The following is a 15156-nucleotide window of genomic DNA, read 5'->3' as shown; positions in this document are numbered from 1 at the left end:
GACAGGCATAAGACAAGCCGGCCAGAAGGCGCCATTTGCCTTCTAGACGGATTGGCTTATGACCCCGAGCCCCTAGCCGCTGACGCAAGACACGGCTTAAGACCTCGAGGGGCTAGGACGCTCCTCGAAAAGCTATCGCTTTTTCTTCGTGCGAGGTTTATGCTTCCGAAGCTTACTCTTGTGGAGCTGGATTACAATAACTTGTTTCGAGTTATTTACATCGTTCTATTTTATCATTTCGTAAATTGCAAAAAAGGAGGGATTTCTCCCTCCTTTGTTTGTTACTCTCCAATTTCCAAAAACAGTTTTTTCTGTTCCGATGCACCGGCCGCATAGACGACGGTGCGGATTGCTTTCGCAACGCGCCCCTGCTTTCCAATTACTTTTCCCATGTCGCTCTTGTTGACAGAAAGGTGATAGGTTACGCGCTGATCTTCTTCCATAACGTTCACACGAACATCCTCTGGAAAATCAACAAGGGGCTTTACAATCGTTTCGATCAACTGTTTCATAGCGGACCGCCGTTATTATTTGCCAAGCTTGGCATTGTGGAATTTCTCCATGATGCCGGCCTGGGAGAATAGGTTGCGGACAGTGTCGGATGGCTTCGCGCCATTTTGAAGCCACTTAAGAACCAATTCTTCATTGATGTCGACAACCGCAGGCGCTGCAACCGGATTGTAAGTGCCTACTGATTCAATGAAACGTCCATCACGTGGTGAACGGGAATCTGCTACAACGATACGATAGAAAGGAGATTTTTTTGCTCCCATACGCTTTAAACGAATTTTTACTGCCATTTTAACTTGCACCTCCGAATAGTTTCACACAAGATAGTATAATACCAATTGTTAAATAGTTTGTAAAGTCTTTTTTCTTAACACCTAAAAATAGGTAAATAATTCCTTAGAATGGATTGAACGGAAGCTTGAATCCGCCTTTCTTTTTCCCTTTTTGCTGCATGCCTGCCATTTGCTTCATCATTTTTTTCATATCCTCGAACTGTTTCAGGAGCCTGTTAACCTCGGGAACGGTCCTTCCGCTTCCTTTGGCGATCCTCTGTTTGCGCTTCGAGTTGATGATTTCCGGGTTGGTCTTTTCCTTTGGCGTCATCGAGCGGATGATCGCTTCCACATGGGCAATCTGTTTCTCATCGATTGAAACATTATTCAATCCCTTGATTTTGTTCGCGCCCGGAAGCATTTTCAATATATCCTCCAGCGGCCCCATTTTCCTAACCTGGCCAAGCTGGTCAAGGAAGTCGTCAAGCGTAAAGGAAGCTGTCCGCATTTTTTGCTCAAGTTCCTTCGCCTTTTCCTCATCGACATTGGCCTGGGCTTTCTCAATCAATGTCATGACATCGCCCATCCCTAGAATCCGGGAGGCCATACGTTCAGGATGGAACGCTTCAAGCGCATCCAACTTTTCACCAAGGCCGATAAATTTGATCGGCGTGTTCGTCACAGAGCGGATGGATAACGCCGCGCCGCCCCTTGTATCGCCATCAAGCTTCGTCAATACAACGCCGGTAAGGCCAAGCTGTTCATTGAAGCTTTGGGCCACATTTACTGCGTCTTGCCCGGTCATCGCATCGACGACGAGGAAGATTTCATTTGGCTTGGCAAGCTCCTTGATGTCCTTCAATTCATCCATGAGCGTTTCATCGACATGAAGCCGCCCTGCGGTATCAATCAGAACATAATCATGATGGTCTTCCCGGGCCTTCGCTATTGCCTGTCTCGCAATCTCAACCGGGCTTACCTGGTCGCCAAGCGAAAAAACAGGCATGTCGAGCTGTTTGCCGAGCGTTTGCAGCTGTTTGATGGCTGCCGGGCGGTAAATGTCCGCCGCAACGAGCAGCGGTTTCCGGTTGTGTTTTTTGCGCAGCAGGTTCGCGAGCTTCCCGGTCGTCGTCGTTTTACCGGCACCCTGCAGCCCAACCATCATAATGACGGTCGGCGGCCGGTTCGCGACAGCGATCCTGCTCTGCTCCCCGCCCATTAGCTCGGTCAGTTCTTCTTTAACGACCTTGATGACCTGCTGGCCTGGCGTCAGGCTTTTTAAAACTTCCTGTCCGACTGCCCGCTCGCTGACCTTTTTGACGAACTCCTTGACTACTTTAAAGTTTACGTCTGCTTCAAGCAGCGCCAGCCTGACTTCCCTCATCATCTCCTTGACGTCCGCTTCATTTACTTTCCCCTTGCCGCGGATTCTTTGGAGAGTATTTTGCAGTCGGTCGGCCAATCCTTCAAATGCCATCGTGCCGCCTCCTAATCTAATTTCTCAAGCTCGGCCACCGCATCAAGCAGGGCCTGCTTAGGGAGTGGTTCGGAATTAATCAATTCTTTCATTTTCCCTAAAATGGTGCTGCGTTCCTGGAACTTCTGCAGCAAAAGCAGTTTTTCTTCATATTCCTCGAGCATTGCTTCAGTGCGTTTAATATTATCATAAACGGCCTGGCGGCTCACATCATACTCTTCGGCAATCTCCCCGAGCGAATAATCGTCCAGGTAATAGAGAGACATATAGCTTTGCTGTTTTTCCGTCAACAACGACTGGTAGAAATCATAAAGATAATTCATTCGCGTTGTTTTCTCAAGCATGCTATCCCTCCTTGTTAAGTGAAAAACCTTTACATCGTTAAGTTTACAGCCCTTGCCCGGCTATGTCAAGGTCATGGGCGGCATGGGATAAAAACAAAAACACCGCGTTTTTTCAGCGGTGTTCTTGGCTACAAAGGAATTTATAAAATGAACATTTGTGATACCTTGAAATATGTAAGTGTAATCCAGCTTCAGCGCCTAGCCCCTCGAGGTCTTAAGCCGGTTCCCTCCGGAGGGCAGGCCCGTCCTGCGGGCCCCGTCTTAAGCTTGTCGGGGCTAACCAAGGCGCTTACGCATTTTGTTCCTAACGGCGCCTCTTCTTCGCTTCTAGAAGGCGTTTCATCCTGTCCTCAGCCTCCGAAGCAGCTGAGTCCCTCTTAGCCGGATTCTCTTTTGGGGACTCCCTTGAATTATTAGGTTCTGTAGGGGGAGTTTGCAAAATTGGCTCATCCCTTTCCCGAACGGCAGCGACAGGCTTTTTCAGATTTGCTTTATTCCCGGTACGCTCCTTCGCTCTCGCAAGCCTTCCGAAAACAGCAGTTTTCTCATCATCTCCTGTACCCATTGAAACCTTGCGTTTCGGAAGCAACCTCCCAAGCACCCCGACTCCAAATCTCCGAAGAAAGATTTCCGCTACAAGCAGCAGAAAAGCAGCCAGGAGCAAATACTCGCTGATAGGCTGTTTTGTAAACGGCTTCGACGCCAACGGCCTGAATGCCTCCTTAGGAGAGGTAAGCTCCCTGCCCCCGCTGAATGAAACAAGTTCATTTAAAAACTCTTTATTTGTTCCCTTTAGCAAAAACTCTTTCGAATAAGGAACGGAGAATCCGGTACGGTAAACAGAGGATACACCCTCTTTGTCCTTTTTCCTTATGGAAAGGTAATACATACCCGGCCGGCCAGGGATAATAAGCTCATACTTCCCTGGGGAAACAAGCTTCGTGTTCGCATCGACGGCTTCTCCCTCCTGAGTCAGAACGGTCGCTTCAATCGGTATGGGGTCAGCGTTTTCGCTGTTCAACGATATGACCGCCTCCCCTTTATCCTTATCCACTGACACCGAGTAAGGCTCGCTATCATATTTCGGGAGCGACTCGGTTACAACCTGGTTAAGGAAACCCGGCCAGCCTGGCCACCTTGCCCAATCCCCTGACCATTTTCCCGAAAGGCCTGACGTGAACGCGAGCGTTGTTCCAAGCCCGTATTGCCACTGGGCAAGGACGGGATCGTCTTTTTCGCTCAAGACGGGAACGCGAGCCCTCGGCTTCGGGGTAACGGCAATATACGCATTCATTTGCGGAACGCCTTTTTCAAAAAGCGCCATCCACTCCGGGTACGCTTCGATCACCGGATAAAAGGGGTCGTCCTCGATGTATGTCCTCGATGTCATGACGGTTTCACGTGATAGCACGCTCGGAATGACCGAAGCATCGGATACATCGTAAAACCGGCCGCTCCCCATCTTCGCCAATTCTTCAAGGAGCCGCCTGTCCGCGTCACTGCCAAGGGCTACCGTTGAAAGTGTGATGTTCCGTTTTTTCCCTTCCTCTATCAATGCGGCGTAATCGCTGTTCGTCGCCGATTGGCCATCCGTCAGCAAAATAATATGCTTCCGCTGAAGTTTTAAATCACGAAGTTCCCCGTAAGCCTTTGCCAGGGCCGGATAAATATTCGTGCCTCCGCCTACGGCAACGGAACGAATTTTATCAATGGCTTCCTGTTTGTTTTTTAGCGGAGCCGTCTCAACAACGACCCACGGCCTATCATCGAACGCAATGAAACCGAGGGTATCATCCTCCCGCAGTAATTCAGCCGACCTTGCCGCCGCCTCTTTCGCAAGGGAAAACTTTGCTCCTTCCATGCTTCCGGACCGGTCAATGACAATAACGAGGCCGAGTGACGGCATTTCTTTCTTTCCTTTTATATCCATATCGACGGGTAGGAGCTTTTCAATCGGTGTTTTAAAATACCCACCCAACCCAAAGCTGTCCTCTCCGCCTGTCATAACAAAACCAGTCCCAAATTCCCTGACCGCTTTTTCAATCAGGTCCATCTGGTCCTCGGATACCCTGTGGCCGGGAACATTTTCAAAAACAATCGATTGGTAGTGGAGATACCCGCCAAGCGCCGTTGGGAGCCTTTCCGGCATAATGGCGTCGACAGCCAGCCCTGATCCCCGCAAAATCGCGGGCAGACTTCCCCCAGGCGTGCCTTCAACGACAAGCACTTTGGGCACACCTTTTATATCCGTAACTGCAAACAGCGAATTGTTTTCAATATGCGCATCGCTGGAATTGATTAATTCAGCCTTGTAGACCGCGAGGCCGGTGTCCGAGGGAAGGTGGGTGAAAGTAAAGGCATTGTGCCCTTCCTTTAACTTTACTCCTTTCTTTAAAATCTCCTTGTTGTTAACAGTAAGCCTCAATACGGCATCCATTTCCGTATTGCTTGAAATGGCAACGGAAACCGATGTGTTTTCCCCTTCATAAAGTGTTGGCGGAACAGAAAAAGAAGCCACAGCGGCATCTCTTTTTTCCTCCTGCCTAAGGGTAACGTAATCCAGTTCAATCTTTCTGTTCATTAACATCCGGGCCGCTGAAGCCGCCTCGCCAGCGGTATTGTTTCCATCCGAAAGAAGGACAATTCTCCCCGCCTGGGACCCTGGAATGAGCGAGGAAGCAAACCTTAGCCCAGAGCCGATGTCTGTTTCCGTTTTATCCAGGTCCTCGTTAAACTGGGAAGGTATTTCCCCGCCAGTTGCCAAAGACGATTCGGATTGCGGATCTTTCGCGAAAGAAGAAATTGCGAATTGCATGCCTGGTCCTTTTTTTAAAACCGCCTCATGAATCCAGTCAAGCGCTTCATCACCAGCGGCCGCGACACTTTTCGACCTGTCCACAAGAAAAATGACCGTTTCCGTTTTGGCCGGAAAGACAATCTGCGGAACCGCCAGGGCAAGGATGATGAGAAAAAAAACAACAGCGCGGATCGAGCCGATAAGTTTTTGTTCCAACGTCCCCGTCCGCCTGAAAAACCTGTACATGAGAAAAGCCGCTGGAAGCACGAGGGCAAACATAAGGGGATATTTAACGTCCAAGCCCACGCCTGTACACCTCCCATTCCATCAGCAAGGCGAAAAAGGCGAGAATGCCAAGCGCCAGCCAGGCTGTTTCATTTTCCCGGAAGACCTTTTGTCCCGATTTAAGTGTCTTTTTATTCACGATGAAGGAATCCGAATGTGGGGCTATCTTTTCCCTGTCGTCCAGCATTACCGAAAAATAGTGGATCTTGTTGCCCGAGAATGCCTGGTATAGGCCAGGTTTGAATGGTGCCTTGAAATTTTCCGACGATAAGTCGTACTCGGCCAGGTTTTTTCCATCCCGGCCAAATATGGCCAGTTTGCTTTCCAGTGTATCCAAGCTAAGCCATTTCTCTTCTCCGGGCTGAAAGTACCCAAGAAACGCGGATTGCTGCGTAAGCCATTGGTAGGTGTTATACAGGAAGATCGGAAAGCCTGGATGAAGCGGCCAATCCGAGTCTTCAATAGAAAAGTTTACGGCGATTGCAGGCTGCCCTTTTCGGTAACCGGTTTGAATTAAAGGTCGGCCGCCCGATTCCGCAATCGTTTTAAAAGAATCGTTATAAGGCTCGGCTGCATATATTACAAAGGTTTTGCCAAATTCGGTGAAATGTAATATAGGGGATTCAACAGCCTTTATTTTTTCCTTCAATTCCAACCGTTGCCCCTTGTCCTTATTGATTAGAAGGGCCGGAAGAGCGGGCAAGTTATCTGGCTCCTTCCCCTCAACCAGCAGGATTCCTTCCTCTATGGAAGCGACTGCGCTTTTATCCGGCTGGATGATCTCCAACCCAATTGACTTTATTCCTTTCAGCAAAAAGGGATTTACATTCCCGATTGCATAAATAGGCGGATTGGCCGGTGCGAGAACAGCCGCGGCTTCGTTGTCCGCTACATAGCCGTCCTCCGCGATTACCTCGGCAAGATAATAAGGTAGCTCTGGTAAATCGGGGATATCAATGATTTCCTGGCTTTTAGCGCCAATTTTCACGCCCTTTTCAAACAGAACGTCTTTTTCTCCCTTTACTCTGCAAAGGACATCGTATTCTTCGGTGCCCTGGTTCTCAACCACTGCCACGGCGGCAATCGCATTGCCCACCCTGGCAGCGCCAAAAGAGAGAAGCGACTGATTCTGAATCGCTGCGCCGCTATTATGAACCTGGATAAACTCATTTCCCGCGAATGCCCCTATATCGTCCTTAAGGGCGGCATCAGAGAAAATATGTATCTCGTTTCCTTCTTTAGAAGACAATGAGACAGCTAACTTAACCGCTTCAACAATATTCTCATGTTCATAGGTGAGCGAAAGGGATTGAATCGCTTCCAGCGCGGTTTTTTTTCCTGTTTCCCTGTTCAGGATTACTTCTGGCCTTTGCCCCGCGGTGATAAGCGTGACTTCCCCGTACCCGCCTTTTTCCAGAAGCTCAATCATTTTCTTTTTCGCAAGGGATGCCCTTGATTCATGTCCCGCCGCCGCGGACATGGACGAAGAGGGATCGAATATGATGATCAAATGGTTTTCAGCCAAGCCCCCGCTTTGCCAGCCCGGTTTTACAAGAGCGAACATCAAAAGGGCGAGCGCAATGACCTGAAGCCATAAAAGCAGGCTGTTCTGGAGTTTCTTCAGCCACGGGGATGCCTGCCATTCATTCATCGCCTCGGCCCACAGCATGTTGGAAGGATTGATGACAGACTTATATTGTTTCCGGAAAAAATATAGGAGAATGACAAATCCAATCAAGCCTGCCAGAGTGAAATAGGCGGGGTTGGCGAAGTGCATTCAGGTCACCTCATTCCAGCACTTTTTTTGCCGTGCACATGTGAAAAATAAACTCATGAAAATCATCCTGGTCGGTCACGAATAAATAGGTAATGCCGTATTTTTTGCACAGCTGTTCGAGCGAAGAGTTGTGGGCATCCAGTCTGCTTTGGTACATTTTTATCACACTCTCCCGCATGCTCACATCGACCGCTGTTCCGGTTTCGCTATCGATGAGCCGCAAATCGCCTGCGGCTGTCGGATTTCGTTCCTCACCGGCTAAAACTTGGATGAACTTTACCTCGACTTTCGATGACGCAAGCTTCCTGAACAGCTTGTCAAATTCCCCGGGGTTTTCGAGTCCATCGGTTATTATGATTGCTGCCTGGGTTCTTTTCAGCCCTTCGAGGAGAGCATTTTCCGTGAAAGTTCCAGCCGTCGGCAGATTGTCTGTTGCCAGGATGCTAGTGTAGACGCTTTTGGCGTAGACCGCTCCTTTTCTCGTGATTTTACCTTCCGTTGAAGCGGATGCGGGAATGAAGGACAGCCGGTCTTCCCCTATCAAAGCAATATAAGCCAATGCAGCTGCAATTTCCTTCGCCCTGTTCCATTTCGATTCAACCAGCCGCATTGATGGTGAAACGTCAAGAATAACGGCCGCATGAATTTCCTGTTCATCTAGAAATCTTTTAATATAATGCTTGCCTGTCCTGCCATATAGATTCCAATCAATCAGGCGAAGGTCATCCCCAGGCTGGTAGGCCCGGAAATCGGAAAACTCCAGGGATTGGCCTGGCCGTCCCGACCGGCGCCCTCCTTTATGGACAGCCCTTCTACGAGTCCTGACCGAGAGCCTCCTCCTTTGAAGCCTGGCTAGCAGACTGCTATATACTGCGCTCATTTTGCAGCGGCCGCCTTCGAGCAATTCTCCAGGATTTCAAGGATCAATTCATCCGTGGCCAGCCCTCGAGCTTCACCTTCAAAGTTCAAAAGCAGCCTGTGGCGAAGCGCCGGGAGGGCAGCATTCTTCAAATCCCCGGTTGATACATGGTACCTGCCGGAACACAACGCCCTTGCTTTGGCCAGCATCAAAAGGCTCTGCAGCCCCCTCGGGCCAATCCCGTACTGGATGAACTTGTTGACGGATTCCGATGACCCCTCACTTCCGGGATGGGAGCAAGTAACAATAGCAACCGCAAAATCAAGGATTTCTTCGGATACCAGGATTTCCTTCGCGAGTTGCTGGAGCCGGATGACATCATCCGCGGAAACGGCCCTACTCACAATTGGAGTTTCCGTTCCTGTCGTTCTGCGGGCAATATCTTTCAAGTCCTCCCTTGAAGGATAGCCGACGAGGATCTTGCAAATGAACCGGTCCATTTGTGCCTCGGGTAGAGGGTAGGTACCCTCCATGTCAATTGGATTCTGGGTGGCCAGAACGAAAAACGGCTTTGCCATCATTTTCGTGCTACCCATCACGGTAACAGTCCGTTCCGCCATTGCTTCAAGCAAGGCGCTCTGTGTTTTTGGGGTTGCCCTGTTGATTTCATCCGCAAGGACAATATTGGCAAAAATCGGCCCTTCATGGAAAATGAATTCCTGCCTGCCGTTATCGCCCGGCTGGAGGAGCATCGTCCCGGTTATGTCGGACGGCATCAAGTCCGGGGTAAATTGAATCCGATTAAAGGAAAGGTCCATACAGTCCGCGATCGTCCGGATCAGCATTGTTTTTCCCAGCCCCGGAAGCCCTTCAAGAAGGCTGTGCCCGCCGGACAGTATGCTCCATAGGAGCTGTTCAACAACTTCGTCCTGCCCGACAATGATCCTTTTAATCTCCTCTCTGGCAGACTGAAGTTTTTCGGCAGCGCTCCTGAATTCATTTTCCTTATATTTTATAGCATCCATGGAATCACTCCTTCTCGGGATCCAAATCAGAAAAATAATTTTTAACGATATTCTCGAGGCCACCCGGCAGCTTGACCCTGTCTAGGCTGTTACGGTTGGCTGCGGCGTACTCACCATAAACTTCCTCATAAGGCCGGATCGTTCCGCGCTGGACAGGCCAGTCGCTTTCGAATTCGGAGGCGCCTCCTTCACCAAGCTTCCCGAAATCCGCTTCGACCTGTATGTTTCCGCCAATTTTCTCGGGGACAGTAAGGAACTCCTGGGCTCCCTGTCCCAATCCGGCTCCTTTGCCAGGGTTGCCGCCTTGCCCAGTACCGATACCGTTGCCGCTTCCATTCCCTTGCCCAGGGGGGCTGCTGGGTCCGCTTCCTTGCCCGGAGCCGTTTTCAGTCCCCGTTCCCGTCCCATTCCCGCTGCCATTTTCCGGTCCGCTTCCTGGTTTTGAACCGTTATTCGGGCTGCTACCGGACTGGTTGCCGGACGCACCGCTTGTTACAGGAGGATTTTCTCCTTGGCTGCCCGTTGATGGCGTCTGGCCATCCGGCGAAACGTTTTGAGTTTCCATCGCGAATCCGTTTGTTGAAATACCGTTTGCGGCCATCTCGTTTTGCAGTTTTTGACCTTGTTTTGTTAATGTATCTTGAACGGATGCCAATAATTTCGAATCGTTATCAGCCTGGAATGTTTCCTCAAGCTTTTTCCGGAGCCTGCCGAGTTGTTCCTCTGAAAGAGCGCTGTCCGCACCGGCAAGCTTTTTCATCGCCGCCGATTGGGCTGGCGTTCGTCGTTCCCCGTTATTTGAAAGCTTGCGAATTTCCGCCAATGCCTTTTCAACATCCTTTTCACGTATGGAAGAAGCAAGGTTTTCAAGCCCAGCCTCTTTCAGCTCATTTATAAGAGATTCGAGCTCGGCGGTTTTTTCTTTTTCCTTCAGCTCTTTCAGGGCGAGCTCTTTTCTTTTTCGGTCGATTGCTTTCAAAGCCTCTTCTGGGCTCCGGGCTTTTTCGAGTTCCTTCATCAATTCTTCAAGCTCTTTTTTGGCAAGCGGATTTTTCTCTTTTTTCATTTGCTCGGCAACAGCTTCTTCCACTTTTTTAATGGCAGCTAGCTCGGTTTGCCTTTTTTCGGCCAGTTCAATTTTCTTATTCGGAAATTGTTCCAGTGACACGGCCGCGGCAGCAAGAAGAAGGCCAGCCGCGAGCCATTTTGTGAATGGGTATTTCTTTTTCCGGGAAAGGACGCGATCCTGTTCCCTTTTCATGTAGGAAATTGCTTCCACAAGGAGCAGCTTTTCGATGGCTCCTTCCCTTCCATGAAAGGAGTGGGCGGAAAGGACCCTGTCTTCCGGAACATAACTGTTGTAAAGCGCGGCTGCTTCCTTCCAGTCGGGCAATCGCCTTACGCAAACTAGAAACAAAGAAAGGAAGGCCAGCACGGAACAAACTATTGCAGCCTCAATATAGTACGGAAAAACAACCATCCTCGCCAAAAGCAGCACAGCCACAAAGCCAGCCCCGGCGGACGCCAGCCCGTATTGCGCCGCGGTAAAAACGCGGGCCAACCTTAGCTGCCGCCTTACCGGAGACAGAAGCTTGAGAAACTGCCTTTTATCATCCATTTCCGCCACTCCTTTTAACGTTTTGTTCCTGCTTTCGGACGCAGTTTCCGGATGCTCATAAAAATCGCAGCCCCGAAAAAGAGCGTGTAGGAAATCAGGTGCGCGGCCCATAACGGGAACTTAACCCCCGTCTGTCTGCCGAGGTCCTCTAGCGCGCCAGGCTCGAATATGCCGAGCAAAATGGCGAAGGGATTCAGCATCGCGAGGAAGTATGGTAAAGGATTGGCCCCCTGGAAACCGTTGCTGAACTGCAAAGACACGAGCATCAGAAAAGCCGTCCCAGCGGTAAAAAACAGCGCCGTCCCATACGTTGAAATCATTGAAACAATTGTCTTCCGAATCAATGTGGAATAAAGCACGCCAAAACTTCCAAATACGAAGATGATAAACATATAGTATCCGAGCACGGTTAGGAGCTGCAGAGGCGAAATCCCTCCAAACAGGAAAACGATGCTATAGATTGGCAAGCTTGCAAAAATCATCAGCATCAAAAACGAAACGGAGGATACAAGCTTGCCGATGATGATGGCCCCTGAACTTTGGGTTGTCGTCAGCAGGATATTGAGCGTTTGCTTCTCCCTTTCCCCGCTGATGACGCCGGCGGTCAGCCCCGGAGTAATGAAAAGGATAAGCCCAAGCTGGATGAAAGAAAGGGTCATGAACATCATCCTGCTCGTATCAGGCCTTACAAACGAGTTACCCATTGATTGGGAATTTAAAAAGATAAAACCGGCGACAAAGATTGAAACCGCCAGCAAATAAAACATGAGCCCGAGAAAACTTTTAAAGGAGCGGAACCTTAGCTTGTATTCCTTAATCAGGACTGGATTTAAAAATAGCCTCATGACAGTTCCACCCCTTTCGTAATTTCCATGAACACATCTTCAAGATTGGACTCGGCCTCGGAAAAACTGATAATTTTTATGTCCGCGGCGACCGCCTTTTTTAAAAGAAGGAATTGGTCTTCGTCCGTACCGCTGAAAACAAACTGCACCCTGTCCCCACTTGCGTTCTTTTCAAGGCGGCTGACTAGATGATGATCTTCAAAAAATGACGCGGCCAGGTCCAGGTTGCCCGAAATTTTTACTGTGATCAGTTTCTCGCCCTGCAGGCGCCTTTGGATTTCAGCCACCGAACCTTGGGCGACGAGCCTTCCTTGGTCAATGATCCCGATTGTGTCGCACATTTCCGAAAGCTCAGGCAATATATGGGATGAGATTAGAATTGTTTTCCCCATATTCTTCAATTCTTTCAGGATTTCCCGCATTTCAACCCTCGCCCGCGGATCGAGACCGGATGCAGGTTCATCTAGGATAAGCACTTCGGGATCATGGATGAGCGACCTTGCAAGGCAAAGCCTCTGTTTCATTCCTCGCGAGAGAACATCCACATACGAGTCCGCCTTATGGGACAGGTTGACCAGATCAAGAAGCTGAGGAATCAGCTTTGCCCTTTCCGAAGCCGGGATTCCATAGCTTGCTCCGTAAAAATCAAGATACTCGACAGCCTTCAGTTGATCATAGACCCCAAAGAAATCCGGCATATAGCCTATTTGCCTTCTGACCAAAGCCGGTTCCTTGCCAATGTTGCAACCATTAATATAGGCTGTACCGGAAGTCGGCGCCAAAAGTGTCGCCAAAATTGAGAAAGTTGTCGATTTTCCCGCGCCGTTTGCCCCGACAAAGCCAAACACGGTCCCTTTTTCGATGTTCAGCGTAAGGGAGTCAAGGGCGGTAAACCTGCCATATTTTTTCGTTAATTCCATTATCTCAATCATTTTCCCGCCACCCCCTTGATTGTGACCGATGGCAAACGTACGGCCGGGTCGCCTTGCCCTGTTTTGTCAAGCCGTATCGTGACTTCACCGTTCGCGGATACAAATCTCTCCGGCCGGTCAGTAATGCTGGTCACTGGGCTTTCCAGACTCATGAATTCGCCGCTCCTAACATCCTTAATCGAATAAGCCGCCTGGTCAGTTTGGAGCATGATTGAAATTTCTTCAAACTTTTCTATTCCCGTTGAGAGCTGAGGGGGGAGGTGAAGAATGTACTCATATATGCCAAATTCCAGGAATGCCTCTTTGCCTCCAGGCGGAAAGTCGATGTTCCCGCCTTTTATTGGAATCAGATCGAACGAAAGGGAATCCTCGTTAACCGAGAAGGCCCCGTTAACTTCGCCGGCAATATCCACATCCTGATAGATGAGCGAAATGCTGGTTGTTTTTTCTTTTTTATTTACTAGGTCGGCATGCAAGACCTGGTCTTTTGTCATTCCATAAACAATTGGCTTGTTTTGGGCCCTGGATTGATTGTACAGAAAGCTGATCCCCTCATTCTCAAGCCTGCTTTTTTTCATTTTTTCTATTTCCGCGCCATAATAGCCCGGACCTTGGTAGCCATATCCCGCGAAACTTGGCGCTAATAAGTACTTTTGGTTGAGTTCGTGGTCCACCTGAAGCACTGATCCTTTTTTCATAGGGCCAAGCTCGACTTTTTTCATACCAGACCAAAAATAAACATTTTCAAAATCCAGTGGAAAATTGTTTTGAATGGTCCCTTTAATTTTCCCGCCGGAATAATGGAAATCTGTTTCGAATCCCCCAGCCTTTTCGATTGAGGCACTCCCGTACAATGTCCTTGTTGACCAATATTCCACATTCCGGAACGTGGCGGAATCCTCTTTCCTCCCTTTTTCAATAACCGCAAAGCGCTGCGGGGCTGGAGAGGGGCCGAAAGAAGACCCGGGGATGCCGTTGAACTCTCCGCCCTTGAAAGAAAATGTATAATCTCCACCGGTATTCGATAAAAGAGAAACAGCTTCAATGCCGTTCAGTTGGCCGCCATAAGCTTTATACACCCCCATTTGGCTTACCTGGGGGCTTGCGATCCGGTCCTTCGCGCCTATGGCAAAGATTGCAGCCGAGCATACTAGCGCAATGGAAGGGACAATCCACCAGGCATGTTCCCTTCGATCAATTCTCTTTAATAGCAAATAAAGGGCTGGCCCGGCAAGCAACACATAAAATATCAACATCAAGACAATTTGGCCGGTTGTAAAGTGGACCGAGGGAAAGTACTCATTTACATCGGCGACATTTGAATAATAGCTATCATAAGGATTGAAATATCCTGATACACTTCGCGCTTTTAAAGCTCGCGCCTTTACCAGGATAGAGGAAAACCATTCGCCATAGCCTTTCCAGGATGAAAAGGGTTCTTCGCCGGGAGAAAATGCGGTTTGCCAAATTTCCCCAGTCCCGACTCCCCTTTTGGCGACTATCGGCGTTTCTCCGGATTTCAGGATTACTTCTGCTCCATTCGCTGAGGATGATCCGAAGTAAACGGGCACGGATTTGAATTCATTTCCCGGATTGATGGAGCTTTCTAGGCCGGTAAGGTCGGCCCTAGATTCGATACGAGTTTCCATTGGAAGTTCACTATAAAGCTTGCCATATGCCTGGACCACATTCGGCCCTCCGCCAGCAATCAATACCCCCCCGCTTTTCACCCAGGCAAGGAGAGCTTCTTCCTGGTCGGGTTTAAGGCTTGTAACAGGAAATCCATCAAGCAGGATGTAATCAAAATAATCCAGCCCTGACTGTTCCTCCGGAATGATGGAACCCTCTAGGACCACAGTCTCAATCTTGCTGTCCGCGGGCAACGGCCTTAGCTCCTTCAACCGATCTGGTTCCTCGCTCAGGATTCCAAGCGTTTTCCATGATTGGTCTGTGTATTTTAGAGCCAGTGTCTTTGGGCCTTGGAAGTCTACTTCCTTACCGTTTTTCCAACTGCCTTCGAATAAGAAAATGTTTTTGCTGGCAGGATTGGTATACTGGCCTTCATCGGTAATGCCGGGAAGGGAAACACTGTACGTTTTTTTGCTCCCCTTTGGCACATCGATCTGGATTGCCCTTGAGCCGGATGAACTGTATGTAGGATAAAAGTTGATAAGCAGGTCGCCTTTAAAATCGTTACCGCTGTTTTCGATAGTGACCGAAACTGGAAAGCCCCTGCCTGTTTTTACATAGCCATTAAAACCTGCTTTCGTTGAAATCTTGAGCCCGTCCACGGCTGCCGAAGCAGGGAAGGGGATAAAAGAAAATAAAAGAAAAAATATCAAAAATAGAACCCATTTTCTGTTTCCGAGAGCCAAAATGATTCCCCCTAATGATTGCTTACTAGATTAGACGTAT

At 49.2% G+C, this 15156-nt stretch carries 12 protein-coding genes; all 12 read right to left on the bottom strand.

Features of this window, described 5'->3' with window-relative positions; genetic code table 11:
• Positions 1–281: 281 nt before the first annotated feature.
• The 12 genes from V1499_RS09310 to V1499_RS09255 all read right to left on the bottom strand — a co-directional run bounded on the left by V1499_RS09310 (position 282) and on the right by V1499_RS09255 (position 15116).
• Complete coding sequence (locus V1499_RS09310; RefSeq protein WP_115450473.1) at positions 282–512, bottom strand: KH domain-containing protein; 231 nt, start codon at positions 510–512, stop codon at positions 282–284.
• Positions 513–527: 15 nt separating this feature from the next.
• A complete protein-coding gene (rpsP, locus tag V1499_RS09305) occupies positions 528–800 on the bottom strand; it encodes a 30S ribosomal protein S16 (protein WP_053366175.1) in 273 nt (90 codons plus the stop codon).
• A gap of 106 nt (positions 801–906) precedes the next feature.
• Complete coding sequence (ffh, locus tag V1499_RS09300; RefSeq protein ID WP_409275655.1) at positions 907–2259, bottom strand: signal recognition particle protein; 1353 nt, start codon at positions 2257–2259, stop codon at positions 907–909.
• A gap of 11 nt (positions 2260–2270) precedes the next feature.
• Positions 2271–2603, bottom strand: coding sequence for a putative DNA-binding protein (locus tag V1499_RS09295; protein ID WP_409275653.1), 333 nt, complete (start codon positions 2601–2603; stop codon positions 2271–2273).
• A 304-nt stretch (positions 2604–2907) separates the two neighbouring features.
• On the bottom strand, positions 2908–5616 hold the full coding sequence (locus V1499_RS09290) for a VWA domain-containing protein (protein ID WP_409275651.1): 2709 nt from the start codon (positions 5614–5616) through the stop codon (positions 2908–2910).
• A 73-nt stretch (positions 5617–5689) separates the two neighbouring features.
• Positions 5690–7462 carry a vWA domain-containing protein gene (locus V1499_RS09285; RefSeq protein ID WP_409275649.1) on the bottom strand — a complete coding sequence of 591 codons (1773 nt, stop codon included), beginning with the start codon at positions 7460–7462 and terminating at the stop codon, positions 5690–5692.
• 10 nt (positions 7463–7472) lie between these two features.
• On the bottom strand, positions 7473–8342 hold the full coding sequence (locus tag V1499_RS09280; RefSeq protein WP_409275647.1) for a DUF58 domain-containing protein: 870 nt from the start codon (positions 8340–8342) through the stop codon (positions 7473–7475).
• Positions 8339–9346, bottom strand: coding sequence for an AAA family ATPase (locus V1499_RS09275; protein ID WP_409275646.1), 1008 nt, complete (start codon positions 9344–9346; stop codon positions 8339–8341). The genes V1499_RS09280 and V1499_RS09275 overlap by 4 nt, the downstream gene beginning before the upstream one ends.
• A 4-nt stretch (positions 9347–9350) precedes the next feature.
• Positions 9351–10964, bottom strand: coding sequence for a hypothetical protein (locus V1499_RS09270; protein WP_409275645.1), 1614 nt, complete (start codon positions 10962–10964; stop codon positions 9351–9353).
• A gap of 14 nt (positions 10965–10978) precedes the next feature.
• The gene (locus V1499_RS09265) at positions 10979–11809 is read right to left on the bottom strand and encodes an ABC transporter permease (RefSeq protein WP_409275644.1); all 831 of its coding nucleotides are present in this window, start codon (positions 11807–11809) and stop codon (positions 10979–10981) included.
• Positions 11806–12741, bottom strand: a complete 936-nt coding sequence (locus V1499_RS09260; RefSeq protein ID WP_409275642.1) for an ATP-binding cassette domain-containing protein — start codon at positions 12739–12741, stop codon at positions 11806–11808. Before V1499_RS09260 ends, V1499_RS09265 begins: the two co-directional genes overlap by 4 nt.
• A complete protein-coding gene (locus tag V1499_RS09255) occupies positions 12738–15116 on the bottom strand; it encodes a hypothetical protein (RefSeq protein WP_409275641.1) in 2379 nt (792 codons plus the stop codon). The genes V1499_RS09260 and V1499_RS09255 overlap by 4 nt, the downstream gene beginning before the upstream one ends.
• Positions 15117–15156 lie beyond the last annotated feature (40 nt).

This window comes from Neobacillus oceani, assembly GCF_046237595.1.
GTDB lineage: Bacteria > Bacillota > Bacilli > Bacillales > Cytobacillaceae > Bacillus_D > Bacillus_D oceani.
This window is presented reverse-complemented; position numbering and strand designations above follow the sequence as displayed.